The following is a 23,822-nucleotide window of genomic DNA, read 5'->3' as shown; positions in this document are numbered from 1 at the left end:
TCACATCCTCGCGAACTGGCCGGGCCCGAACGGCAGGTCGAGGACGAACCACAGCGACAGCATGAGCACCCACGCGATCCAGAAGCAGAGCGTGTACGGCAGGAACCGGGCGATGAGCGTCCCCAGACCCGCCTCGGGTTCGTAGCGGCGCAGCATGGCCAGCACGAGGACGACGTAGGGGTTGAGCGGGGTGATGATCTGCGTCGCGGAGTCGCCGACCCGGAACGCGGCCTGGGTGAAGGCCGGTTCGTAGCCGAGCAGTGCGAACAACGGCACGAACACCGCGCCCATGATCGTCCACATCGAGGATCCCGACGTGATGAAGAGGTTCAGCAGCGAGGCCAGGACGATGAACGCGATGACCGCCTCGAACCCCGTGAGGTCGAGCCGGTTCAGCAGCGACGCACCGGACACGGCCATCCACGACCCGACGCGCGACCACGTGAACAGCGCGACGAACTGCCCCAGGACGAACGCGAGGACGATGAACGGCGCCATGTCCCGGACCGCCTCGCCCATGACGCGTGGCACGTCCGCCGCGCGGGCGAGCGACCCGGTGGCCCGGCCGAACGCCAGCGCGGGCACGGCGAGCAGGCAGAACACGACGAACGGGATCGAGTCCAGCAGGGGCGACTCCGGCAGGAAACCCCCGCCGTCGTTGCGCAGCGGTGACCCCGGCACCAGGACGAGGGTCCCGAGCCCCAGCACCGTGAGGGCGAAGGCCATACCGGCCCGGCGCAGACCGGCGCGGTCCTGGTGCGACACCGCCAGTTCCTGGACGTCCTCGACGGTCCCGATGCCCTCGGACCCCTCGACCTGCGTGGTCGGGACCCCGGCCCGCTCCAGGCGGGGTTCCAGGACCCGGGTGGTGAGCGCCCCGCAGACGACGGTGAGGACGATCGAGCAGGCGATGTTGTAGAACCAGTTCGAGACCGGCGTCACCGGCGTTCCCGGGTTCGGCAGCGTGGCCGTGACGGACTGCGTGATGCCGGCGAACAGCGCGTCCAGGCTCGTCACGACGAACGACGTCGAGTAGGCCGCCCCCGCGGCGGCGAACGCCCCGAGGAGCCCCGCGACGGGGTGCCGGCCGGCGGCCTTGAACACCATGGCCGCCAGTGGCGGGATGACGATCATCACCGAGTCCGCCATGACGTGCCCGACCATGCAGACGGCGGCCACGAGGTAGGGCAGCACCCACCGCGGGGCCCCGGAGAACGCGCGCCGGATGAGCGCTGACATGAGGCCGCTGCGCTGGGCGAGGCCGACCGCGAGGAGGATGACGACGACCGTCCCCAGCGGCGGGAACGACGTGAAGTTGTCCACGAGCGTCGTCGTGAACCAGCGGATCCCCTCCCCGGTGAAGAACCCGCGGACCGCCTGCGTCTCGTCCGCCCCCGGCAACCGCACGGTCGTGGAGGTGAGGGCCATCGCGGTCGAGGCGACGGCAAGGGCGACGAACAACCCGACGAACAAGACGAACGGTTCGGGGATCCTGTTGCCGACGCGTTCGACGCCGCCGAGCAGCCGGTCGGTCCGCGTGGTCCCGGCCGTCGCGCTCACCGCAGGAACTCCTCGACGTCCAGCACCCCGCCCGCGTCCTCGAACTCGGTCCGCACGGCGGCGAGCAGTTCCGGGTCCGCCAGGACGTCGAGGGCCGTGAGCGCCAGCCCGACGGCGCCGTCGAGGACCCCGCGGTCACCCGTGGCGGACCCCGCGGCCGCGGCGAACTCCGCGGTGTGCAGGGAGAGGTCGGGGGAGGAGACCGCGAGCATGGGGTGGATCGCGGGGACGCGCACGCTGACGTTGCCGAGGTCGGTGGACCCGGACAACGTCTCGGGCACGACCCCCGGCGGCAGCGCCGTGCGCCCGCGCCGATCCTGGTGGGTCGTCCACCGGGCCGCCAGTTCCCGGTTGGCCCGGATCGGCAGGTAGGCCGGCTGCCGGTCCCACTCGAGTTCGACGCCGGTTCCCGTCATCGCCGCGGCGGCCCGCAGGACGAGGTCGACGCGGGAGCACAGGTCGGCGAGCGTGGCCGGTTCGGCCGAGCGGACGTAGTACTCCGCGCTCGCCGTCGCGGGGACGACGTTGGGTCGCTGCCCGCCGTCGACGACGATCCCGTGGATCCGGTCGCTGGGGGTGGTGTGCTGGCGCAGCATCGCGATGCCGGTGTAGCCGGCGACGACGGCGTCGAGGGCGTTGCGCCCCATGAACGGCTGGGCTGAGGCGTGCGCGGCGACGCCGTGGTAGGTGGCCCGCACCTGCCGGCGGCCCAGGAACGGCTGGATCGCGACGTCGTAGGAGAACGGGTGGAGCATGACGACCGCGTCGATCCCGTCGAAGGCGCCGTCGCGGGCCATGAGTTCCTTGCCGCCACCGCCCTCCTCGGCCGGGGTGCCGAGCAGGACGACCGTGCCGACGACCGCCCCGGACCGCAGCGCGTGCACGAGACCGAGGAACGCGCCGACGGCCGTGGCGCAGATGACGTTGTGCCCGCAGCCGTGGCCGATCCCGGGCAGGGCGTCGTACTCGGCGAGGACCGCGACGGTCGGGCCCTCACCGGAGCTCACGCTCGCCCGCAGGGCCGTGTCCAGCCCGTGGACCCCGACCGTCGCCTCGACGTCGTGCCGGGCCAGGAGGTCGGCCACCGCCCGCACGGAGTCGTGCTCGGCGAACCCCTCCTCCGGGTGCGCGTGGAGCGCGTGGCTCAGCGCGAGGAGGTCCTCGCCCAGGCCCTCGACGGCGGCCTCGGTGGCCGCGAGGAGGTCCTCGGCGGCCCCGGCGTGCGTGCTGCGCAGGGGTTCGGCGGTCGCGGCGGCCCGGTCGATGGCCGTCCGCACCGCGGCGAGGTACGTGCCGTCCGGTGTCGTGGGGCGCGTGGCGTCCTGGTCCTGGGCGGGGGTCGCGTCAACCATGCGCAGCAGGCCTACCGCGTCGGGCACCCGGCTGCCAACCAGGACGACCGTTGCTCTGCACTTACCGTCAGTGCACACTGACGGAGTGACCACCGCCGGTGCCGTGCTCGACGCCCTCGGTGACGCCACCCGCCGGGCGGTCCTCGACGAGCTGCGGTCCGGCGCCCTGCCGGTCGGGGTCCTCGCCGAGCGGCTCCCCGTGTCCCGTCCGGCCGTCTCCCAGCACCTGCGGGTGCTGCAGGACGCGGGACTCGTGCGCGCCACCGCGGCCGGCACCCGCCGGCTCTACGCCCTCGACCCCGAGGGCGCCCGCACCCTGCGGCACTACCTCGACGACGTCTGGGGCCAGGCGCTCGACGCCTTCGCCGCCCTGGCGCAGGAGGAGTCCGCACGACAGGAGGAACCGTGACCCGGACCACCGTGGAACCCGTGCGGCGCAGCGTGTCCGTGCCGCTGACCCCGGAGCGGGCCTTCGCCCTCTTCACGACCCGGATGGAGCGCTTCTGGCCGCGCAGCCACAGCGTCGGGACGACACCGCCGGCCGCGGTCGAGCTCGAACCCCGCGTCGGCGGGGTGTGGGCCGAGGTGGGCGAGGACGGCACCCGCACGCCGTGGGGGCGGGTCCTCGCGTGGGACCCGCCGGACCGGTTGGTCCTCGCCTGGCAGCTGTCGGCCGACTGGACGTACGACGACACCGTCGACACCGAGGTCGAGGTCCGGTTCACCGCGGTCCCGGACGGCACCCGGGTGGACCTGGAGCACCGCGGACTGGACGCCTACGCCGAACGCGCCGAGGAGGTCCGCGCAGCGCTCGGATCGCCCGGCGGCTGGGCCGGGATCCTCACCGCCTACGACGCCCTGGCTGCCGGGGAGCGCTTCTGACGCACCCCCGGCGAGCGCCGGACCCGTGTCAGCCGGTGACGGGCGGGCCACCCACGGCGGCGACGGGCTTGTCGAGCGCCGTGCCCGACCCGTCACGCCGGCCCTGGGGGCCGGGCAGCGCCACGGCACTGCCCGTGGAGGTCGCGGCCTCCGCCGGACCCCGCCCGGCCCACGCCAGCAGCAGCGTGTCCTCGCCCCGCGCGAACCGGTGGCAGCGGACCCCGCCGGTGGCGCGGCCCTTCGACGGGTACTCCGTCAGCGGGGTGACCTTGGCCGAGCCCACCTGCGACGCCCCGCCCGCGGCGTCGCCCGCGACCGTGACGAGGACGGCGTCGGGCGCGTCCGCGACCACGGCCGTCATCGACAGCACCCGCGCACCGGGGGACAGCTTGATGCCGGCCACCCCGGCCGCGCCGCGGCCCTGCGGCCGCACGAGCGCGGCGGAGAACCGCAGCAGCTGAGCGTCGGTCGTGACGAACACGAGGTCCTCCTGGCCCGTGGTCAGGGCCGTGGCGGCCACGACCTCGTCCTTCTGCCGGGCCGTGAGGTCCTTGAGCGCGATGACCTCGACCTCGGGGCGGTTGCCCAGCGGTTCGGGCACGACGCGCTTGACGACCCCCGACGCGGTGGCCATCGCGAACCCCGGGTCGTCGGGGTCCTCCACGCCCGCGACGGGCAACGGCACGATCGTCAGGACCCGCTCGGCCTTGCCGAGGGTCACGAACTCCTTGACGCTCGTCCCGCCCGAGAGGTTCGGACGCCCCGCGACCGGCGGCAGCGTGGGCAGCTCCAGGACGGACACCTTCACCAACCGCCCCGCGGAGGTGAGCACCCCGACGTCCCCGCGCGCGGTGGCCGGGGCCGCCGCGACGACGAGGTCGTGCCGGGCGCGGCGTCCCTCGGTGCCCAGCGGTTCGGCCGAGCTCGTGCGGGCCAGCAGCCCGGAGGAGCTCAGCAGCACCCAGCACGGGTCGTCCTCGATCTCCAGCTGCGCCGCGGCCGCCGCGCCCGTGGCGGGGCCGGAGGACGTCAGCAGCACCGTGCGACGCGGGGTCCCGTGGTCGGCGGCGACCTGGCCGAGTTCGTCGCTGACGAGCGTGCGCAGCCGTTCCTCGTCGTCGAGGATCGCCTGCAGACCCGCGATGGTCTCCTGCAGCGCCGCCTGCTCCTGCTCCAACTGGATCTTGGAGAACCGGGTGAGCCGGCGCAGCTGCATGTCGAGGATGTAGCGGCCCTGGGTCTCGGACAGCGAGAACCGCTCGACCAGCCGGGCCAGCGCGGCGTCCGCGTCGTCGGAGGACCGGACGATGGCGATGACCTCGTCGATGTCCAGGATGGCCAGCAGCAGGCCGTCGACGAGGTGCAGCCGGTCCTGCGCCTTGCCCAGGCGGAACTGCGTCCGCCGGCGCACGACGTCGATGCGGTGCCCGACGAACACCTCGAGGAGTTCCTTCAGTCCCAGCGTCCGCGGCTGCCCCTCGACGAGGGCGACGTTGTTGATGCCGAACGTCTCCTCCATGGGCGTCAGGCGGTACAGGTGCTCCAGGACGGCGTCGGGGTTGAACCCGTTCTTGACCTCGATGACCAGGCGCATGCCGTGGCGCCGGTCGGACAGGTCGGTGACGTCCGCGATGCCCTGCAGCCGCTTGTTCTTGACGTTGTCGGCGATCTTCTCGACGAGCCGCTCGGGGCCCACGCCGTAGGGGAGTTCGGTGACGACCAGACCCTGGCGGCGGCCGATCTTCTCCACCTTCACGGTGGCCCGGGTGCGGAACGTCCCGCGACCCGAGACGTAGGCGTCGCGGATCCCCTCCAGGCCCACGACGCGGCCCCCGGTGGGGAAGTCCGGACCGGGCACGAACCGCATGAGGGCCGGCAGGTCGGCGTCGGGGTGCCTGATGAGGTGGCGGGCGGCGTTGACGACCTCGACGAGGTTGTGCGGCGGCATGTTCGTCGCCATCCCGACGGCGATGCCGCTGGCCCCGTTGACGAGCAGGTTCGGGAACGCCGCGGGCAGGACGCCGGGTTCCTTGAGGCGGTCGTCGTAGTTCGGGACGAAGTCGACGACGTCCTCGTCCAGACCCGTCGTCATGAGCAGCGCGGCGGGCGCCATCCGGGCCTCGGTGTACCGCTGCGCGGCCGGGCCGGCGTCCAGGGAGCCGAAGTTGCCGTGGCCGTCGACCAGCGGCAGTCGCATGGTGAAGGCCTGGGCCTGCCGGACGAGGGCGTCGTAGATCGCGACGTCACCGTGCGGGTGGAGCTTGCCCATCACCTCCCCGACGACGCGGGCGGACTTCACGTGCGCCCGGGTGGGGATCAACCCCATGTCCTGCATCATGTACAGGATCCGGCGCTGGACCGGCTTGAGACCGTCGCGGGCGTCCGGCAGGGCCCGGGAGTAGATGACCGAGTACGCGTACTCGAGGAACGCGCCCTGCATCTCCTGCTCGACGTCGATGTCGACGATCCGTTCGGGGACGTCGGTCGGCGGAGGTCCGGATCTGCTGGGCACGGGGGCATTCTGCCGCCCCGCGGGCCCTCAGCCGCCCCAGGGCACGCCGAACCGCCCGTCGTGCACCGAGTCCGCGACGGTCCGGCGGTGCCGCCGCGAGGGCCGGGACGCCTCCCCGGGGGCGGGGTGCCCGAGGGTGAGCGCGGCGACGACCCGCCGGTCGGCCGGGACGCCGAGGACGGCGCGCAGGGCCGGGTGCGCGGCGGCCGGCACGCCGAACAGGCAGGCGCCCAGCCCCGCGTCGACGGCCGCGAGCAGCACGAGGAGCCCGGCCATGCCCGTGTCGACGTCCGGCCAGGCGACCTCCCAGGTGGCGGCGTCGCGGTCCGGGCCGGGCTTGTCCGGGGCCGCGTACCGGCGGGCGTACGCCTCGGGGTCGGCCAGCAGCACCACGACGACGGGGGCCGTGCGCATCCCGGTCAGCCAGGCGTCCGGGGCCGCGTCCACCGGACGGGCGCCCGCCGTGGTGCTCCAGAAGACGTCCCGGTCGGCGGGTGTGCGCAGGACCAGCAGGTCCCGGCCCTGGCTGTTGCCCGCGCTGGGGGCCCGCAGCCCGGCCGCCAGCACCCGGTCCAGGACGTCCCGCGCCACCGGCCGGCCGTCGTAGCGGCGGACCATGCGCCGCGCCCGCAGGACCTCGGAGTACTCCACGGGCCCATCCTCGTAGGATCGTCGCCATGCCGCTGCCGCCCGTGGGGTACCCGACCCGGTGGGAGGCCGACGTGGCCCTGCGGGACGGGGGCACCGCCCACGTCCGGCCCATCCGGCCCGACGACGCCGACGCCGTCGCGGCCTTCCACGACCGCCAGTCCGAGCAGTCCCGCTACTTCCGCTTCTTCGCGCCCATGCCGCGGCTGTCGCGGCGCGACCTGGCCCGCTTCACCCAGGTCGACCACGTCGACCGGGTGGCCCTCGTCGCCACCGTGGGCGAGGACATCGTCGGTATCGCCCGCTTCGACGCCGCCCCCGTGCAGCCGGGCCGGCCCCGGTCCGCCGAGGTCGCCTTCAACATCTCCGACGCCCACCAGGGACGCGGGCTCGGGTCGGTGCTGCTGGAGCACCTCGCCGCCGCCGCCCGCGAACGCGGCATCCGCCGCTTCACGGCCGACGTACTGCCGACCAACGCCAAGATGATCGGCGTCTTCCGCGAGGCGGGGTTCGAGGTCCGGCAGGGGTTCTCCGACGGCGTGCTCGACGTCTCCTTCGACATCGACCCCACCGAACGCTCGGTCGACGTCATGCAGGCGCGCGAGCAGCGCGCCGAGGCCCGCAGCCTCACCGCCCTCCTGACGCCCCGGTCGGTCGTCGTCGTCGGGGCCCGGCGTACCCCGGGGACGGTCGGGCACCGGTTGCTCGCCGACCTGCTCGCCGGGGGTTTCGCCGGCACCGTCCACGCGGTCAACGCCGCGGGCGCGGGGGAGGAACTGCTCGGGGTCCGGTTGCGTGCGACGGTCGCCGAGATCGGTGAACCCGTCGACCTCGCCGTCGTCGCCGTCGCCCCGGTCAACGTCCTGGACACCGTCACCGATTGCGCCGCAGCCGGTGTGCGCGGTCTCGTGGTCGTCTCCAGCGGTTTCGCCGAGACCGGGCCGCAGGGTGCGGAACTGCAGCGCGACCTCGTCCGCATCGCCCGCGCCAACGGCATGCGCGTCATCGGCCCCAACTCCTTCGGCGTCGTCAACACCGCCGCCGACGTCCGGCTCAACGCCTCCCTGGCCCAGGACGTCCCGCCCCCGGGCCGGTTCGGGTTGTTCAGCCAGTCCGGTGCCCTGGCCGTCACGGTCCTCAGCTCCGCGCACCGCCGCGGGCTCGGCATCTCCACGTTCGTCTCGGCGGGCAACCGCGCCGACGTCTCGGGCAACGACCTCATGCAGTTCTGGCACGACGACGAGGCCACGGCCGCCGTCGGCCTGTACCTCGAGAGCGTCGGGAACCCGCGCAAGTTCAGCCGCGTCGCCCGGCGGCTGGCCCGGCGCAAACCCGTCATCGTCGTGAAGTCCGGGGCGTCCGGTTTCGGCGTCCCGCCCGGGCACACCGTCCGCCGGTCCGAGGTCCCGTTCGAGGTCGTCGACAGCATGCTGCGGCAGGCCGGGGTCATCCGCGTCGAGAACGTCCACCAGCTCTTCGACGTCGCCCAGGTCACCGTCGAGCAACCGCTGCCCGAAGGCGCGCGCATCGCGATCGTCGGCAACTCCGACGCCCTCGGCACGCTCGCGGCCGACGCCTGCGTCAGCTGGGGGTTGCAGGTGGCCCACGGGCCGACGTCGGTGCACCCCGAGGCGCCCGTGGAGGAGTTCACCGCGGCGCTGCGCGAGGCGTTCGCCGACCCCGAGGTCGACGCCGTCGTCGCGAGCTGGGTGCCCCCCACCGCCACCGTCGACGCGGCCGTCGCCACGGCCGTCGCCCGGACCGCCGCCGAGGGCGGCAAGACGTGCGTCACCTGCTTCCTCGGCACCCGGTCGGTCTCGGCCGCCCGCGTGGGGTCGGGGGAACCGGGGGAGGACTGCCCCTCCGTCCCGAGCTTCCCCACGCCCGAGGACGCCGTGCGCGCCCTGGCCGCCGTCGTCCGGTACGCGCAGTGGCGGCGCAAGGACCGCGGCCACCCCGTGGTGCCCGAGGGGGTCGACCTGCCCCGGGCGCGCGCCCTCGTCGGGCGGGTCCTGACCGAGCACCCCGACGGGGCCGCCCTCGACCGCGACGCCCGTGCCGAGCTGCTCACGGCCGCCGGCGTCCCCCTGCTGCCGCGCGCGGAGTTCCCGGCCGGCGAGGACGCCGCCGACGAGGCCGTCCGGGCCGCCGAGCGGTTCGGCTGGCCCGTCGCGCTGAAGACGGTCGGGGAGGAACTCGCCGGGCGGCAGGACCTGCGCGGGGTCCGGCTGGGCCTGTCGAGCGCGGAGGCGCTGCGGGCCGCGGTGGGGGAGATGCGCGCGGTCTTCGGTGCCGAGGTCAGGGCACTCGCCGTGCAGCCCATGGCCCCGCTCGGCGTGCCCTGCCTCGTGCGCAGCACCGAGGACCCGCTCTTCGGGCCCGTGCTCGCCTTCGGCGTCGAGGGCGACCCCCTCGACCTCATGGGCGACGTCGCGTACCGCATCCCGCCCCTGACCGACGTCGACGTGGCCGACCTCGTGCGCTCGGTCAAGGCCGCCCCCAAGCTCTTCGGGCACCGCGGGTCCCCGCGCCTGGACGTGCCCGCGCTGGAGGACGTCGTCGCCCGCGTCGCCGTCCTGGCCGACGCGCTGCCGGAGCTGGCCGAGCTGCGGCTGAGCCCCGTCCTCGTCGCCGAGGAGGGTCTGACCTGCCTCGACGCCGTCGTCCGCGTCGCTCCACCGCAGGGACGGGCCGACCCCGACCGCCGCACGCTGCCCACCTGAGCACGGGCGTCCCCGGGGGCGGGACCGGTGCGGGATGATGGCCCGATGCGCGACCGCACCGACACCCGTGCCGGCTCCGACCTGCCGGTCGCCCTGCTCCAGGACCTCGCCCGGGCCGGGTACTACCCCGAGCTCGTCGCGGACTGCCTGCGCACGGCCCTGGGCGGCGACGCCGTCCACGCGCACCTCGTCCACCCCGAGACGACGTTCGACGCCAACGAGGTGCGACGGCACGTGACCGTCCTCGTCACCACCCCCGGCCGGCTCGTCGTGGCCCACGCCGACGACCACGGCCCGGACGACACCTCCGGTGAGCCGTACGCCGTCTGCTCCACCGAGTCCGTCGCCCTCGCGCGCGTGCACTCCGTCGTCGTCTCCCAGGTCGTCGCCCGCCCCGCGGACCACCGCCCGGGCGCCACCCCCGCCGAGGTGAGCCTGACGCTCGGCTGGGGTGCGCTGCACCGGGTCGACCTCGAACCCGCGTCGTGCCCCGACCCCGACTGCGAGGCCGACCACGGCTACACGGGGTCCCTCACCGGGGACGACCTCACCGTCCGGATCGCGAGCGCCGCCGAGGGGGCCGACGCCGTCACCGCGGCCCTCGACTTCGCCCGCGCGCTGTCGGCCGTGGCCGGTCGCTGACCCCCTCGTGCTCCCCGCGCCCCTCCCCGCACCCGACTACGGCCGCGACACCCTCGCCGACCTGCTCCCGGCCGTCGGGCGGGCGCTCGGTGTCCCCGACCTCGCCGACGCCTCCCCGCACGTCGTCCTGCCGGCCGCGCAGCGGGTCTGCCTCGTCCTCGTCGACGGCATGGGGGAGCTGCTGCTCGCGGCCCGGTCCGGTCACACGGGCACGATGCGCCGCTGGCGTTCCGACGGCCTCCACCAGGTCCTCACCGCCGGCTTCCCCACCACGACGGCCACGAGCATGGGCCTGCTCGGCACGGGCCTGCCGCCGGGCGGGCACGGCCTCGTCGGCTACGAGGTCCTCGACCCCGACCGCGACCGGCTCCTCAACGAGCTGCAGTGGGACACCGCCGTCGACCCGCGCCGCTGGCAACCGCACACGACGCTCTTCCAGCGGATCGTCGCCGCCGGGGTCGACGTCGCTCGCGTCGCGCCGCCCCACTTCGACGGGTCCGGCCTGACCGAGGCCGCCCTGCGCGGCGGCCGCTTCGTCGGCACGCCGGAACGGCTCGAGGCCCGCGTCGACGCCGCCGTCACGGCCGTCCGCTCGAACCCGTGGCAGCTCACGTACCTGTACTGGGGGCGCCTGGACCACACCGGCCACGGCACCGGCGTCGACTCCGGGGAGTGGACCGCCGAGCTCGAACGCGTCGACGAGGCCCTCGGCACCCTGGCCCGCCGGCTGCCGCGGGGGACGCTGCTCGTCGTCACGGCCGACCACGGGATGGTCGACGTGCACGGCCCGCAGCGGCTGGACCTCGCCCGCGAACCCGACCTGCTGACGGGGGTGCGGCACGTCGGCGGCGAACCGCGGACCGTCCAGCTGTACACCGAACCCGGTGCGGCGCACGAGGTCGCCCACACCTGGCGGCAGCGCTTCGGCGGCCGGGCCGAGGTCCTGCTGCGCAGCGAGGCCGTCGCCGCCGGCTGGTTCGGTCCCGTCGTGGACCGCGTCGCCGCCCGCATCGGCGACGTCCTGGCCGTCATGCGCGACGACCTCGCCGTCGTGAACTCCGCGACCATGCGCCCCGAGACGCTGCGCCTGGTCGGCCAGCACGGGGCCCTGTCGGACGCCGAACGGCTCGTCCCGCTCTTCACCGTCCCCTGCTGAGAAGTCCCCACCTGAGAAGTCCGACCTGAGAAGTCCGACCTGAGAAGTCCCGAGCCGAGGAGTCCCGTGCGCACCCCCCTCCGCCGCCCGCCGCTGCCGCCGTTCCCCGACTCCGGGCGCAGCGCCCCCGGGATGCGGACGCTGCCGGCCGAGCACGACCCCGTGCACGGCACCGCGCGGCTCGGGATCGAGTACGCCCACCGCGACGGCCGTTCCCTCGTCCTGCACCTGCTCGTCCCGCCGGGGGAGCGCACCGGCCTCCCCCTCGTCGTCCACGTCCAGGGTTCGGCCTGGTCCGAGCAGGAGCTCGGGCTCAACCTGCCGGCGCTCGCGGCCTTCGCCGGGCGCGGGTACGCCGTCGCCACCGTGGCGTACCGGCCGTCGGACGTGGCCCCCTTCCCGGCGCAGGTCCTCGACGTGCGGGCCGCGGTGCGATTCCTCGCCCGCCACGCCGAGGAGTTCGGCGTCGACCCCGGGCGACTGGCGCTGTGGGGCGACTCCTCCGGCGGTCACACCGTCGTGCTCGCCGCCCTGACCGACGGCGACCCGGCCTTCGTCCACCCCGACGAGGGGGAGGACGGGCCGCTGGGGGTGCGCGCCGCCGTGGACTTCTACGGCCCCACCGACATCGCGGCCATGAGCGCCGAACCGTCGGCCATGGACCACGACGCCCCCGGTTCCCCCGAGGGGCTCCTCCTCGGCGGGCACCGCGTCAGCGAGCGACCCGACCTCGTCGCGCCCACGGTCGCCGCCACCCACGTGCGCGCGGGCGTCGAGCTGCCGCCGTTCCTCGTCGTGCACGGCAGCCGGGACCGGCTCGTGCCCTTCGGCCAGAGCGTCCTGCTCGCGCACGCCCTGCAGCGGGCCGGGCAGCGCGTCGACCTCGTGCGGCTCGAGGGCGCCGACCACGGCGGACCCCCCTTCTGGTCGGACACCGTGCTGGACCTGGTCGACGCCTTCCTGCGGGAGCACCTGGCGTGAGCACCACCCGGCGGCAGGCCCGGGTCGCCGTCCTCGTCCTGTTCGTCGTGGCCGGGGCCGTCACGGGCGGCTGGGCCGGGCGCATCCCGACCGTCAAGGCCGACCTCGGCCTGAGCGACGCGCAGTGGGGGCTCGTCGTCCTGGCTCAGCCGGTGGGGACGTTGCTGGCGCTGCTCCTGCTGACCCGGGTCATCGGCCGCACCGGTCCCCGCGTCCTGGCGCTGACCGGGGCTGCGCTGCTGCTGGCGATCGCCCCCGCCGCGGCGGCCTCGCCGACCCCGGCGGTCCTCGTCGTCGCCCTGGCCGTGCAGGGGGCCGCCGTCGGGCTGCTCTTCGGCCCGATGAACGCGCTCGCCGTCGTCGTCGAGCGCCGCTACGGGCGCAGCACGATGTCGTCGTTCCACGCGGGGTTCAGCGCGGGACAGCTCGGTGGGGGACTCGCCGGGGTCGCGGCGGGGGCCGCGGGGGTGGACCCCTGGGTGCAGGTCCTCGTCTGCAACGCCGTCCTCGCGGTGGCGCTGGTGGCCACGCGTCGGGCCGTGCCGCCCGGGGAGACCGATCCGGCGCGACCCGCACCGGGCCGACCGGCCCGGCGGGAGCGACCCACCCGGCAGGTCGTCCTGCTCGCGGTGCTCGCCCTCCTGGGGGCGATCACCGAGGGGTCGGCCGTGCAGTGGAGCGCGCAGTTCTCCGTGTCGCTCGGCGCGGGCGTCGCGGTGGGGTCGCTGACCCTCGTCTGCTACTCGCTGGCCATCGCGCTGACCCGCCTCGTCGGGGACCGTCTCGTGGACCGGCTGGGCCGGGTCCGGTTCGTGCAGGTCTCGGCCGCGACGACCGCCGCGGGCGTGCTGCTGGCCGTGCTGGCCGGCACCGTCCCCGCCGCGCTCGTGGGCTTCGCCCTCGTCGGCTTCGGGTGCGGGTGCGTCTTCCCCACGGTGATGGGACTGGCCGGCAACCAGCCGGACATCGCCGCGGGCCGCGCGGTGACGTGGGTGAACCTCGGGGAGTGGCCCGCGTTCTTCGTCGGGCCACCCCTCGTCGGCGCGCTCGCCGAGGTGACGTCGTTGCGGGCGGCGCTCGGCCTGCTCGTCGTGACGTCCCTGCTCGTCGCCCTGCTCGCCCGGTGGATCCGCGTCCCGGCCGGGCCGGTCGCGAGCCCGGTCAGTCCTTCTTCGTCCCGAACATGATGTCGTCCCAGCTCGGGACGCTGGGCCGCTTGGCCGCAGCCGACCCGCGACGCGCGGAGCGGTTGCGCCGCCGCGGCGCCGCCCCGTCCGCCGGGGTCTCCTCGGCGGCGTCGGTCCTCGGCTCCTGAGGGGTCTCGACCGGGGGCTGCGGCGCCGGCGGCTCCTGTGCGTCGACCGCCTCCACCTCGGTCTCCACCTCGGTCTCCACCTCGGTCGCCGCGTGCGGCTCCACCGGGGTGTCCACCTCGGGTGCCGGCAGGACCGTGCGGTCGACGGCCTCGTCGGGGGCGGACTCGGCGGGGTGCGCGGGCGGCGGGTCGGCGGTCAGGGCGTCCACCCGGGGTGCCGCGCCGGCGGGCGTGCCCGTGCCCGTAACGGGAGCGGCGGGCGTGACGGGCCCGTGCTCGGGCCGGACGCCGCGGGCGGAGTCCAGGGCCTCGAGCAGGTCGTCGGTCGCGTCGGCACCCCGGCCGGCGCGCACACCGCCGTCGGCCTCGACGTCGTAGACGCGCTCGGAGGCGGGACGGGTGCCCTCCCCGGCCACCGACACGAGACGCCGCGCGGGCAGCGGGCCGGGTTCGGCCGGTTCCTCCTCCGACAGCCAGCGGGCCTCGTCGTCGTGCGCGGACAGGACCCGGGCGGCGGGGTCGAAGCCCCAGCGCGCGACCCGCCCACGACCACCGGCGACGAACTCGCACTGCACGACCCAGCCCCCGTCCTCGCTGCGCCACGCGTCCCAGCGGGCCCCCTCGGGGTCCACCGCACGCGCCGACAGGCGGGCGACGACGACGTCGTCGAGGGTTCCGGCGACGGGGGACCGGCCGTAGGGCGTGCGCCGGGCCAGGCCCGTCACGTGGGCCCGCTCGGCGAGCACCGGACCCTCGTAGCGACGGACGTGCTCGAGGGTCAGGCCGCCGGCGGCGGCGACCTCCTCGGCCGTCTCCCCCGCGCGGATGCGGGCCTGGATGTCGCGGGGGCGCAGTTGCGCCTCCATCTGGATCTGCAGCTGGCCGAGCCGGGCCCGGTCGCGGCGCACGGCGGCGCGCAGCGCCTCGTCCACCCGCAGCCGGTAACGGCTGCCGTCGGTGCCGACGAGCACGACGTGCTCTCCGTCGTCGTGGACGCCGACGAGCCTCAGGTCCTGCATGTGGGGCGCCCTCCGGGAAGCGTGGTGCGGGCCATCATCGCGGATGCACTCTGCCACCTCCGCCGCGACCCCGTGCGCTGGTGCGGGGACGAGGGTGGGCCGGGGGGCGCGTCGGGCCCCCGTGAGTGGATGATGGCGCCGTGAGCGACGCGAAGCCGTACGACGCCGTCCTGCTGCTGTCCTTCGGTGGGCCGGAGGGTCCCGACGACGTGATGCCGTTCCTCGAGAACGTGACGCGTGGTCGGGGCATCCCCCGTGAGCGCCTCGAGGACGTGGCCCAGCACTACCTGCACTTCGGCGGCAAGAGCCCCATCAACGACCAGAACAAGGAACTGCTCGCGGCCCTGCGCTCCGAGTTCGACGCGCGCGGCCTGGACGGGCTGCCCCTGTTGTGGGGCAACCGGAACTGGGACCCCTACGTGACGGACGTGCTCCGCGAGGCGCACGAGTCCGGGGCACGCCGCGTGCTGACCGTCTTCACGAGCGCGTACTCCTCGTACTCCAGCTGCCGGCAGTACCGCGAGGACCTGGGCAAGGCCCTGGGGGCGCTCGCGGAGGAGGGCCGCACCCTCGAGGTCGACAAGATCCGGCACTACTTCAACCACCCGGCCTTCGCCGACGTGAACGCCGCGGCCGTGGCCGACGCCGTCGACCGGCTGCCCGAGGACGCCCGTGCGCAGGCGCGTGTGGTCTTCGTCACCCACAGCATCCCGGACGCCATGAACGACGTCTCGGGGCCGCCGGCCGCGGGCGGCGGCGCCTACGTCCGTCAGCACCTCGACGTCGCGGCCGAGGTCGCCCGCCGCGCCTCCGAGCGCGTCGGCCACGAGCTCGCGTGGGACCTGGCCTACTGCTCGCGCAGCGGCCCGCCGACGCAGCCGTGGCTGGAACCGGACGTCAACGACCACCTGCGGGCCCTGCACGCCGACGGGGTCCCCGGCGTCGTCGTGGCCCCCGTGGGGTTCGTGAGCGACCACATGGAGGTCAAGTTCGACCTCGACACCGAGGCGGCCGAGACCGCCGAGGAGATCGGCCTGCCGTTCGCCCGCGCCGCGACGGTCGGTGCGACGGCGCAGTTCGTCGCGGGTCTGGTCGACCTCGTGGAGGAGCGCGCGGCCCAGGCGCGGGGGGAGGAGCCGGAGCGTCCGGTGGCGGGCGGGCTTCCCCCCTCGCACACCGTGTGCCCCGTGGACTGCTGCCGGAACCTGCGGGCGCAGCTGCCGGCCGCGACGGGCGAGGACTGGCGCGCCCCGGTCCCGGCCGGGTCCTGACCGGTGGGCGAGTCCGGGCACGCCGAGCTGCGGCGACTGGCCGTCGAGGTCGCGACGGCCGCGGGTGAGTTGATCTCGGCCGGTCGCCCCGACCGGGTGGAGGTCGCGGCGACGAAGTCGAGCCCCACGGACGTCGTGACCGCGATGGACACCGCCTCCGAACAGCTGCTGAGGCAGCGGCTGCGGGCCGCCCGCCCGCACGACGGCCTGCTCGGTGAGGAGGAGGGGTACGAGGCGGGGAGCAACGGCATCACCTGGGTCGTCGACCCCATCGACGGCACGGTCAACTACCTCTACGGCTTGCGGTCCTACGCCGTCAGCGTCGCGGTCGTCTCCCACGACCCGGCCGGCGACCCCGACCCCGCGACCTGGACGGTGCTCGCGGCGGCCGTCGTCGACCCGTCCGCGGGGGAGACGTGGTCGGCCCACGCCGGCGGCGGGGCGACCCTGACGGACGCGCGGGGGACCCACGCGCTGCACGCGGGTGCGGGTCCGGAGCTGGGCCACGCGCTCTTGGCGACGGGCTTCGGCTACGACGCGCAGCGCCGGGCCGAGCAGGCCGCCGTCGTCGCGAGGTTGCTGCCCCAGGTCCGCGACCTGCGGCGCATCGGCACCGCGTCGCTGGACCTGTGCGCCGTGGCCGCGGGCCGGGTGGACGCCTACTACGAGCTCGGCCTCAACGCGTGGGACTTCGCCGGGGGGTGGCTCGTGGCGCAGGAGGCCGGGGCCGTCGTCACCGACTTCGCCGGGGGACCCGCGGGGTCCCACGGCCTGATCGCCGCCGGGACCGCCCTGCACCCCGTCCTGCGGGAGACCCTCGGCCTGGGCTGAGCCCTCGACGACGAAGAGCCTGATCCTCCGCTGGAGGGTCAGGCTCTTCGCGTGCGGTCCCTGCGGGGACGCGGTGGAGTTCAGGCCGGAGCGCACTCCGCGCCGGCGTGGACGGGGCTGTCGACGCCGCTGTGGCGGACGTCGATGGTGCGACCCTGCCGGCTGGCGAGGTACGCGACGGTGTCGGGCAGCGCCACGTCGTGCGCGGCGGCGAGGTCCACGAGGGCCTCGAGGTCGTCCAGCAGAGCCTGCGCGAGGTCGTCGTCGCCGGCGGCGGCGGCGGTGTCGATGGTCACGCGGGTGCGCTGGACGCGGTCGGACAGCTCGGCCACGAACGTGGGCGAGGTCTCTACGGACGTGCGGGGTTCGTGCACGGGCACGGCACCTCCCTGCGGGGCGTCGGGAGCTCCTCGCGGTCGTGAGCTCCGTCCCGGGCGGTAGGCGCGGGACGGACGACCGGATCGGCGGGGACGCGAGCAGACTACGGCTCGGCGGCCGCTCGTCCAACTCCCAGGGTGTCCCGGCTGTGGACAGACCCCCGAACGGGCGCATCCGTGAAAGCCGTTGCCCGAGCGCGGAAGTGACGCACGCGACACGTGGTTCCGGTGCGTTGGCCCGTTCGGGTGGTCGCGGTCCCGGGGGGTTGCGGCGCGACACGCGACCCGCCCCCGTTCGAGTCCGCGCCGTGGGTAGGTCATGATGCGTGCTCGCTCGTGCGCAGCACGGGTGGACGCAGGGGGCGGGAAGGAACTGGTCCCGGGCATGGAACGGGCGGTCGGGACGTTGTCCCCGCCGCACCGGGGACCCGGTGCCGGCACGACGCGCGGGAACCGGCGGAAGAAGCAGGAACACCAGCACGTCCTGCACGACGAGGACGACGGACGCCGAGAAGGCATGGAGTGTGAGGCGAGGTCATGGCGACCGACTACGACGCACCGCGCAAGAACGACGACGAGCTGAACGAGGACTCCATCGAGGAGCTCAAGGCGCGTCGCACGGACAAGAGCTCGGGCGCCGTCGACGAAGACGAGACGGAGGCGGCCGAGGGTTTCGAGCTGCCCGGTGCCGACCTGTCGAACGAAGAGCTGTCGGTGAGGGTCCTCCCGCGCCAGCAGGACGAGTTCACGTGCACCAGCTGCTTCCTGGTGGTGCACCGCAGCCAGCTGCACGACTCCGGCGACGGCCGGATCATCTGCAACGACTGCGCCGCCTGATCTCGGAGGCCAGGCGCTGCGGACGACGGCTCGACACCACCCAGTAGGGGGTGGGGTCGGCCGGGTCGTCCAGGTGGATCCGGACCGCGGGTCCGATCCAGGAGCGGATCGCCAGGTGGGCCCGGGCGTCCAGCCCGGGCCCCAGGGCGGCCCGCCGCTCCTGGCGCGCGATGACGTCGACGCCGGAGACGACGTCCAGCGGGAGCCGCGCCCGCCCCACGCGGAACTCCTCGTCGGACAGGCGCGTGGTCCACGACAGGCTCAGCAGGACACCCACGGCGAGCAGCGCCCCCACGACCGCCCCCACGAGGGCCCCCGTCTCGCCCCAGATGGGCAGGGCGATGAGCGCACCGCCGGCGACGGCGGGCAGCCACGACAACCACGAGGTGACGGCGGGCCACCACGTCTCCCGTCCGTCCCACACGGGGCCGTCGGCCGGGCCGTCGGCGGGCTGCTGGGGCGGGGAGGGGTGGGTCGCGCTCGACACGTGCCCAGGGTCGCACGGGTTCCTGGGGCTCCCGTTCCTGAGGTGCCGGGGCGCGGTGACGTGCCGGCGGGACCGGACCGGTCTCCCACGGGTCACCCACGGGTCACTCACGGGTCACTCACGGGGACACCCGTCGGTGCATCGACGTGGCGTGAGGCGTGGATGTCCCTTCCGCGTCGTCCTGGCGACGCTCTCGGGGCACCCGTCGGTGACCCCACGCCCGGTCCCACGCCCGGCCCGACGTGGGTGCAGGTGTGGGTGCGGCTCCTACGTCGCCGTGACGACGTGCACCCCGGTCCCAGGCCCCGGTCCCACGCCCGCGATCTGGCTGGACCCACGGGGACACCCACCGGTGTTCCGACGCCGGTCCCACGCCCGGTCCCAGGCCTGGCCCGACATGGGTGCAGCTGTGGGTGCGGCTCCGACGTCGCGGTGGCGACGTGCACCCCGGTCCCACGCCCGGCCCCACCCACCCCATGAACACCGCCGACGCCCCGACGCGCACCCGACCCGACCCCGCCCCAGCCCGACCCGGGGACGGGCGGGACCGAGCGCTGCGTGACGGGTAGGGTCGAGCCCCGTGACCGACGCGTTCCCGCAGGCCGAGGAGGTTCCGGGACCCCCCGCGCCGTCTCCGGAGGCCACTCCCGAGGCGTCCCTGGCGGTGCCGACCCTCCTCGCCGTCCCCGAGGCCCTGCCGACGTACGCCCACCCCGGCGACGCCGGTGCCGACCTGACGACGCGGGTCGACGTCGTCGTGGGCCCCGGTGAGCGGGTCACCGTCCCGACGGGCGTCTCGCTGGCACTGCCCGAGGGGCACGTCGCCTTCGTCGTCCCCCGGTCGGGTCTGGCCGCCAAGCGGGGCCTGACGGTCCTGAACTCCCCGGGCACGGTCGACGCCGGGTACCGCGGCGAGGTCCGCGTGACCCTGCTCAACACCGACCTGCGCGAGGCCGTCGAGCTGCGCGCGGGGGACCGCGTCGCGCAGGTCGTCGTCCAGCGCGTCGAGCGCGTCCGGTTCGTCCCCGTGCCGGAGCTGCCCACCTCGGCGCGCGGTGCGGGCGGGCACGGTTCCACCGGCGGCAGCGACGCCCTCGGCACGCCCACCACCACCCCGCCCACCGACACCCCCACCCCGAAGGAGCGAGCGTGAGCCTCTTCCGCCGCCGCAAGGTCGCCGAGAGCACCCCGACCGACCCGACCGACGACGCCGTCGACGCCGTCGACGCGACCACGGTGACCACCGCCGAGGCCGGGGCCGAACCGGCGACCGCCGCCTCCGGTGTCGTCGACGACCCCGAGGCCCGCGCGGCCGCGGAGGCCGACGCCCCGGCGCGCACCACCCCGGCGCCGGAGGCCTTCGACCGCTCCGGCGGCCCGTTCGACGTCAGCGAGGTCGACGGGACCGACGGGCGGCTGACCCTGGGCGGGCTGAGCCTCGTCGGCCGCGAGGGCATGGAGCTGCGCTTCGAGGTCGAGGAGGGGTCGGGCCGGGTCATCGCCGTCACGGTCGGGCTCGGCGGGTCCACGGTCCAGCTGCAGGCCTTCGCCGCGCCGCGCTCGAGCGGGGTGTGGGACGAGATCCGCGCCGAGATCGCCGAGGCCGTCGTCCAGCAGGGCGGCACCGCCGACGAGCAGGACGGTCCGCTGGGCCGCGAACTCCTGTGCCGGCTGCCGGTGCGCACGGAGGACGGCCGGACCGCCCACCAGCCTGCGCGCTTCGCCGGGGTCGACGGGCCCCGCTGGTTCCTGCGCGCCGTCTTCAGCGGTCACGCGGCCCACGACGGCGAAGCGGCGGCCGAGCTCGAGAGCGTCGTCCGCGAGACGGTCGTCGTGCGTGGGGACGAGGCCATGGCGCCCCGTGAGCTCATCGCCCTGTCCCTGCCCGAGCAGCCGGAGCCGACGGAACCGGCGGCGGAGGAGACTGCGGGCCGCGACGACCTCAAGCCGTTCGAGCGCGGACCCGAGATCACCGAGGTCCGCTGACGTCGGACCCGCCGGAACACCACCCCGGTGGGTGACGTTGGGACCTGCAGGCGATCGGGAGGGCCTACTGTGAGTGCCGTGTCGAAGTCCTCAGTGCTGGGGGCGCCCCTCTGGCGTCGTGCTCTGGCGCGGTTCACCGCGTCGAACTCCGACCTCGCGGCGGAGGAGGCCCAGGAGGACGCCGTGCGCTACGGCGGCACGCCCTGCGACCAGGTCCCCGACCGCACGCGCGCGTGCGTCTGCGGGACGCTCCGGTCCGTGACGCTGCGTCCGCGCGGCGGGGTCCCCGCACTGGAGGCCGAACTCTTCGACGGGTCGGGGTCGGTGCAGCTCGTCTGGCTCGGACGTCGCCGGATCGCCGGCGTCGAACCCGGCCGGCGTGTGAAGGCCAAGGGCCTCGTGGCCTGCGACGACGGGCAGCGGGTCATCTTCAACCCGGTCTACGAGCTCGTCTGCACCGAGACGGCCGAGAAGGCCTAGTGGCGGTCCCGTCCGCGCCCGAGGGTCCGCAGACGGTCGAGGAGCTCGTCCGGCTGCGCCTGTCGACCGCGCTCGGCGGCTGGCGCGGGCTCGTGGACTCCGCCGTCGCGCCTCTGGCGTTCCTCATCGCCTGGCTGACGACGAGCGACCTGTGGACGTCGGTCGGCGCGTCGCTGGCCGTCATGCTCGTCGCCCTGGTGGTGCGCATCGCCCGCCGCGAGACCGTCCAGTTCGCCCTGGGCAGCATCCTCGTCACCGCGGTGGCGGCCTTCATCGCCTCGCGCACGGGGCGCGCGCAGGACGTCTTCCTCCCCGGCATCCTGCTGAACCTGGCCCTGGCCGTCGCGTTCGCGGTCTCGATGGTGACCCGCTGGCCCGTCGTGGGGTTCCTCGTGGGCGCCGTGACGGAGGAGCCCACGGCCTGGCGCCGCGACCGCGGGATCGTCGCGCTGTGCCAGAAGCTGACGGCCCTGCTGCTGGCCGGGTACGTCCTGCGCGTGGCCGTCCAGCTGCCGCTCTACCTCGCCGACAACACGACGGGCCTGGCCGTCGCCAAGCTCGCGCTGGGCTGGCCGCTGCTCCTGCTGGGCCTGGCCGTCGCCGGGGGCATGCTGCTCAAGGGACGCACACCGTTGCAGGTCCCGCAGCGCTGACCCGTCCGGCAGGTGTGGTGAGGCTCACCTAGCTTGAACCTGTTACCTTCTGCGCGTGGGCAAGAAGAACAAGGAACTCTGGCCGAAGTCCAAGTGCTGCGAGTCGAAGGACAAGTGCCGACGCTGCCCGCTGCGCATGCTCAAGGAGGGCACGATGCCCGAGGGCTGGACCGTCAAGCGCCGCCGGCTCGTCAAGGCCGACTGACTCACCCGCGACCGGGGTCGACCCGGTGCGCCAGCACGTCGGTGACGACGTGGCCGAGCGCGAGGCCGCGCTTCTCGAACCGGGTCAGCGGTCGCCAGTCCGGCCGCGACCGGTCCGGGTCGAGCGCGAAGCGGGGGTCCGCGGCGACGACGTCGACCATCTGCTCTGCGTAGGGCTCCCAGTCGGTCGCGCAGTGCAACGTCCCACCCGGCGCCAGCCGGTCGGCCACGAGGGCCACGAACTCCGGCTGCACGAGGCGACGCTTGTGGTGCTTGGCCTTCGGCCAGGGGTCCGGGAAGTACACGCGGACCCCCGCGAGGGCCCCGGAGTCGATGCGCGCGTCGAGGAGTTCCCGCCCGTCCCCTTCGAGCAGCCGGACGTTCTCCAGCCCGAGCTCGACGATCCCCTGCAGCAGCGCCCCGATCCCGGGGGTGTGCACCTCGGCGGCGAGGACGTTGGTGCCGGGATCGGCCTGGGCCATCGCCAGCGTCGCGTCCCCCATGCCCGAGCCGATCTCCAGGACGACGGGGTGGTCGTTCCCGAACAGGTGCTGCAGGTCCAGACGCCCCGGCCCGGCCGGGACCGCGAAGCGCGGCAGGTGCCTCGCCAGCGCCTCCTGCCGCTCGATCCCCATCCGGCCCCGGCGCAGCTTGTAGGACTGCACGGGCGTTCCGGCGGGGACGGGGGAGGCGCTCACCGCCCCATTCTCGGGCACCCGGCGGGGTGGCTCGTCGTCACGACGGGCCGGTGGGTCCGGCGCTCCGTGACGACGACCCGGACCTCCGGGGGCCGCGCGGGGCTCGCGCAGGGGTCGCTTCAGTCGTCGCCGAGCGCGGCCAGCAGGCGGTCGAGCGCGGGCAGGGCGGCCGCGAGCGCGGCGCGGTCCCCGGCGTCCAGGTGGCCCAGCGCCCGTTCGAGCGTCCGCGCGCTCGCTGCGTCGTAGCGGCGCAGCAGTTCCAGGGCGTGCCCGGTGGCGCTGACGGCCACGGCGCGACCGGCGCCGGGGGAGCGGTCCACGAGTCCGGCGCTCGTCATGGTCCGCAGCAGGTTGCTGATCGTGGGCCGGGCCAGGTGCAGCCGGTCGGCCAGCCCGCTGGGGCTCTGCGGCCCGTCGTCGGCCAGGACGCGCAGGAGCTCCACCTGCGCCTCCGGCAGGTCCGGCAGGGCGGCCAGGTCGCGGCTGCGACGCAGCACGGTGCGCCGCAGGGGTCCCAGCAGCGGCCCGAGCCGGCGGGCGAGTGGGGCGCCGGACGTGGGGGAGGTCACGCGCCCATCGTGCACCGTCGGGTTGCCCTCGTGAGTTTTGTCTGCAAAATAGAAGACATGACGACCACCGACTTCCAGGTCACGACGACCGTCGAGCACCCCGTCCCGCCGCAGGACCTCTCGGGCATCGTGGGGCACCGCTTCGTCTACACCTACGCCAACGGCTGGCAGTACGAGATGTACGTCAAGAACGCCACGACCATCGACTACCGCATCCACTCCGGGATGGTCGGCGGCCGCTGGGTCAAGGACCAGACCGTCGACCTCGTCCAGCTCGACGAGGACAGCTTCAAGGTCTCCTGGAACGAACCCACCGGAACCTCCGTCGTGGTCAACGTCATGCCGCAGCGGCGCCGTCTGCACGGCACGATCTTCTTCCCCCGCTGGATCGAGGAGGACGGCTCCAAGACCGTCCTGTTCCAGAACGACCACCTCGACCGGATGCGCGCGTTCCGCGATGCCGGCCCGACGTACCCGATCCACGTCGTCCCCGAGTTCGCCCGCATCACCCTGTTCGAGCACGTGGGTGCGGACGACGACTCGGTCGTCTCGGTGGCCCCGGCCGACCTCGACCCGGAGTTCGTCCGACGCACGAACTGACCCGACCGGGCGATGGCAGGTTTCCTGTCAGTGCCCTAC

At 74.9% G+C, this 23,822-nt stretch carries 25 protein-coding genes; 16 read left to right on the top strand and 9 right to left on the bottom strand.

The window, feature by feature from the left end; translation table 11 throughout:
- Both AB0637_RS14280 and AB0637_RS14275 read right to left on the bottom strand, forming a co-directional pair.
- Window positions 1-1,560, bottom strand: a complete 1,560-nt coding sequence (locus AB0637_RS14280; RefSeq protein ID WP_366173083.1) for an AbgT family transporter — start codon at window positions 1,558-1,560, stop codon at window positions 1-3.
- Window positions 1,557-2,912: a M20 family metallopeptidase gene (locus AB0637_RS14275; RefSeq protein ID WP_366173082.1), complete on the bottom strand. Its 1,356-nt coding sequence runs from the start codon at window positions 2,910-2,912 to the stop codon at window positions 1,557-1,559. Before AB0637_RS14275 ends, AB0637_RS14280 begins: the two co-directional genes overlap by 4 nt.
- 85 nt (window positions 2,913-2,997) lie before the next feature.
- Between AB0637_RS14275 and AB0637_RS14270 the strand changes: the two genes are divergently transcribed.
- Window positions 2,998-3,321 carry a metalloregulator ArsR/SmtB family transcription factor gene (locus tag AB0637_RS14270; RefSeq protein WP_366173081.1) on the top strand — a complete coding sequence of 108 codons (324 nt, stop codon included), beginning with the start codon at window positions 2,998-3,000 and terminating at the stop codon, window positions 3,319-3,321.
- On the top strand, window positions 3,318-3,794 hold the full coding sequence (locus AB0637_RS14265; protein ID WP_366173080.1) for an SRPBCC family protein: 477 nt from the start codon (window positions 3,318-3,320) through the stop codon (window positions 3,792-3,794). Before AB0637_RS14270 ends, AB0637_RS14265 begins: the two co-directional genes overlap by 4 nt.
- A 28-nt stretch (window positions 3,795-3,822) precedes the next feature.
- On the opposite strand, the gene AB0637_RS14260 is transcribed toward AB0637_RS14265, so the two are convergent.
- Both AB0637_RS14260 and AB0637_RS14255 read right to left on the bottom strand, forming a co-directional pair.
- Window positions 3,823-6,306 (bottom strand): DNA topoisomerase IV subunit A, encoded by a 2,484-nt coding sequence (locus AB0637_RS14260; protein WP_366173079.1) that lies wholly within the window; start codon window positions 6,304-6,306, stop codon window positions 3,823-3,825.
- Window positions 6,307-6,333: 27 nt separating this feature from the next.
- The gene (locus AB0637_RS14255; protein WP_366173078.1) at window positions 6,334-6,957 is read right to left on the bottom strand and encodes a nitroreductase family protein; all 624 of its coding nucleotides are present in this window, start codon (window positions 6,955-6,957) and stop codon (window positions 6,334-6,336) included.
- 26 nt (window positions 6,958-6,983) lie between these two features.
- Between AB0637_RS14255 and AB0637_RS14250 the strand changes: the two genes are divergently transcribed.
- The 5 genes from AB0637_RS14250 to AB0637_RS14230 all read left to right on the top strand — a co-directional run bounded on the left by AB0637_RS14250 (window position 6,984) and on the right by AB0637_RS14230 (window position 13,643).
- A complete protein-coding gene (locus AB0637_RS14250; protein ID WP_366173077.1) occupies window positions 6,984-9,677 on the top strand; it encodes a GNAT family N-acetyltransferase in 2,694 nt (897 codons plus the stop codon).
- Window positions 9,678-9,722: 45 nt separating this feature from the next.
- Window positions 9,723-10,319 (top strand): DUF5998 family protein, encoded by a 597-nt coding sequence (locus tag AB0637_RS14245; RefSeq protein WP_366173076.1) that lies wholly within the window; start codon window positions 9,723-9,725, stop codon window positions 10,317-10,319.
- A gap of 7 nt (window positions 10,320-10,326) precedes the next feature.
- On the top strand, window positions 10,327-11,475 hold the full coding sequence (locus AB0637_RS14240; protein ID WP_366173075.1) for a nucleotide pyrophosphatase/phosphodiesterase family protein: 1,149 nt from the start codon (window positions 10,327-10,329) through the stop codon (window positions 11,473-11,475).
- A 66-nt stretch (window positions 11,476-11,541) separates the two neighbouring features.
- The gene (locus AB0637_RS14235) at window positions 11,542-12,456 is read left to right on the top strand and encodes an alpha/beta hydrolase (RefSeq protein WP_366173074.1); all 915 of its coding nucleotides are present in this window, start codon (window positions 11,542-11,544) and stop codon (window positions 12,454-12,456) included.
- Complete coding sequence (locus tag AB0637_RS14230) at window positions 12,453-13,643, top strand: MFS transporter (RefSeq protein ID WP_366173073.1); 1,191 nt, start codon at window positions 12,453-12,455, stop codon at window positions 13,641-13,643. Before AB0637_RS14235 ends, AB0637_RS14230 begins: the two co-directional genes overlap by 4 nt.
- Here the strand turns inward: AB0637_RS14230 and sepH are convergent.
- Window positions 13,618-14,790, bottom strand: a complete 1,173-nt coding sequence (gene sepH, locus AB0637_RS14225; RefSeq protein ID WP_366173072.1) for a septation protein SepH — start codon at window positions 14,788-14,790, stop codon at window positions 13,618-13,620. The two genes, AB0637_RS14230 and sepH, sit on opposite strands and share 26 nt — an antisense overlap.
- A gap of 140 nt (window positions 14,791-14,930) precedes the next feature.
- Here sepH and AB0637_RS14220 point away from each other — a divergent pair, with 140 nt between their 5' ends.
- A complete protein-coding gene (locus tag AB0637_RS14220; protein ID WP_366173070.1) occupies window positions 14,931-16,061 on the top strand; it encodes a ferrochelatase in 1,131 nt (376 codons plus the stop codon).
- 3 nt (window positions 16,062-16,064) lie between these two features.
- Window positions 16,065-16,892 carry an inositol monophosphatase family protein gene (locus AB0637_RS14215; RefSeq protein WP_366173069.1) on the top strand — a complete coding sequence of 276 codons (828 nt, stop codon included), beginning with the start codon at window positions 16,065-16,067 and terminating at the stop codon, window positions 16,890-16,892.
- Between the two features lie 80 nt (window positions 16,893-16,972).
- Here AB0637_RS14215 and AB0637_RS14210 read toward each other — a convergent pair whose 3' ends face one another.
- The gene (locus tag AB0637_RS14210; protein WP_366173068.1) at window positions 16,973-17,272 is read right to left on the bottom strand and encodes a hypothetical protein; all 300 of its coding nucleotides are present in this window, start codon (window positions 17,270-17,272) and stop codon (window positions 16,973-16,975) included.
- Between the two features lie 534 nt (window positions 17,273-17,806).
- Between AB0637_RS14210 and AB0637_RS14205 the strand changes: the two genes are divergently transcribed.
- Entirely contained in the window at window positions 17,807-18,106 is a 300-nt protein-coding gene (locus AB0637_RS14205; protein ID WP_106206830.1) for a DUF4193 domain-containing protein, read from the top strand.
- On the opposite strand, the gene AB0637_RS14200 is transcribed toward AB0637_RS14205, so the two are convergent.
- Window positions 18,081-18,593, bottom strand: a complete 513-nt coding sequence (locus tag AB0637_RS14200) for a DUF3093 domain-containing protein (RefSeq protein ID WP_366173067.1) — start codon at window positions 18,591-18,593, stop codon at window positions 18,081-18,083. The genes AB0637_RS14205 and AB0637_RS14200 overlap by 26 nt on opposite strands.
- A gap of 658 nt (window positions 18,594-19,251) precedes the next feature.
- Here AB0637_RS14200 and dut point away from each other — a divergent pair.
- The 5 genes from dut to AB0637_RS14175 all read left to right on the top strand — a co-directional run bounded on the left by dut (window position 19,252) and on the right by AB0637_RS14175 (window position 21,917).
- Entirely contained in the window at window positions 19,252-19,746 is a 495-nt protein-coding gene (gene dut, locus AB0637_RS14195; protein WP_366173133.1) for a dUTP diphosphatase, read from the top strand.
- A complete protein-coding gene (locus AB0637_RS14190) occupies window positions 19,743-20,579 on the top strand; it encodes a DUF3710 domain-containing protein (RefSeq protein ID WP_366173066.1) in 837 nt (278 codons plus the stop codon). The genes dut and AB0637_RS14190 overlap by 4 nt, the downstream gene beginning before the upstream one ends.
- A 69-nt stretch (window positions 20,580-20,648) precedes the next feature.
- The gene (locus AB0637_RS14185) at window positions 20,649-21,059 is read left to right on the top strand and encodes an OB-fold nucleic acid binding domain-containing protein (protein WP_366173065.1); all 411 of its coding nucleotides are present in this window, start codon (window positions 20,649-20,651) and stop codon (window positions 21,057-21,059) included.
- Complete coding sequence (locus tag AB0637_RS14180; protein WP_366173064.1) at window positions 21,059-21,712, top strand: DUF3159 domain-containing protein; 654 nt, start codon at window positions 21,059-21,061, stop codon at window positions 21,710-21,712. The genes AB0637_RS14185 and AB0637_RS14180 overlap by 1 nt, the downstream gene beginning before the upstream one ends.
- A gap of 55 nt (window positions 21,713-21,767) precedes the next feature.
- On the top strand, window positions 21,768-21,917 hold the full coding sequence (locus tag AB0637_RS14175) for a hypothetical protein (RefSeq protein ID WP_366173063.1): 150 nt from the start codon (window positions 21,768-21,770) through the stop codon (window positions 21,915-21,917).
- Between the two features lies 1 nt (window position 21,918).
- Here the strand turns inward: AB0637_RS14175 and trmB are convergent, their stop codons facing one another.
- Window positions 21,919-22,614 (bottom strand): tRNA (guanosine(46)-N7)-methyltransferase TrmB, encoded by a 696-nt coding sequence (gene trmB / locus AB0637_RS14170; protein ID WP_366173062.1) that lies wholly within the window; start codon window positions 22,612-22,614, stop codon window positions 21,919-21,921.
- Between the two features lie 119 nt (window positions 22,615-22,733).
- Complete coding sequence (locus AB0637_RS14165) at window positions 22,734-23,183, bottom strand: MarR family transcriptional regulator (protein ID WP_366173060.1); 450 nt, start codon at window positions 23,181-23,183, stop codon at window positions 22,734-22,736.
- 57 nt (window positions 23,184-23,240) lie between these two features.
- Between AB0637_RS14165 and AB0637_RS14160 the strand changes: the two genes are divergently transcribed.
- On the top strand, window positions 23,241-23,783 hold the full coding sequence (locus AB0637_RS14160; RefSeq protein WP_366173059.1) for a phenolic acid decarboxylase: 543 nt from the start codon (window positions 23,241-23,243) through the stop codon (window positions 23,781-23,783).
- The last annotated feature ends 39 nt before the right edge of the window (window positions 23,784-23,822 follow it).

It is taken from the genome of Kineococcus sp. NPDC059986, assembly GCF_040702905.1.
Taxonomy (GTDB): domain Bacteria; phylum Actinomycetota; class Actinomycetes; order Actinomycetales; family Kineococcaceae; genus Kineococcus.
This window is presented reverse-complemented; position numbering and strand designations above follow the sequence as displayed.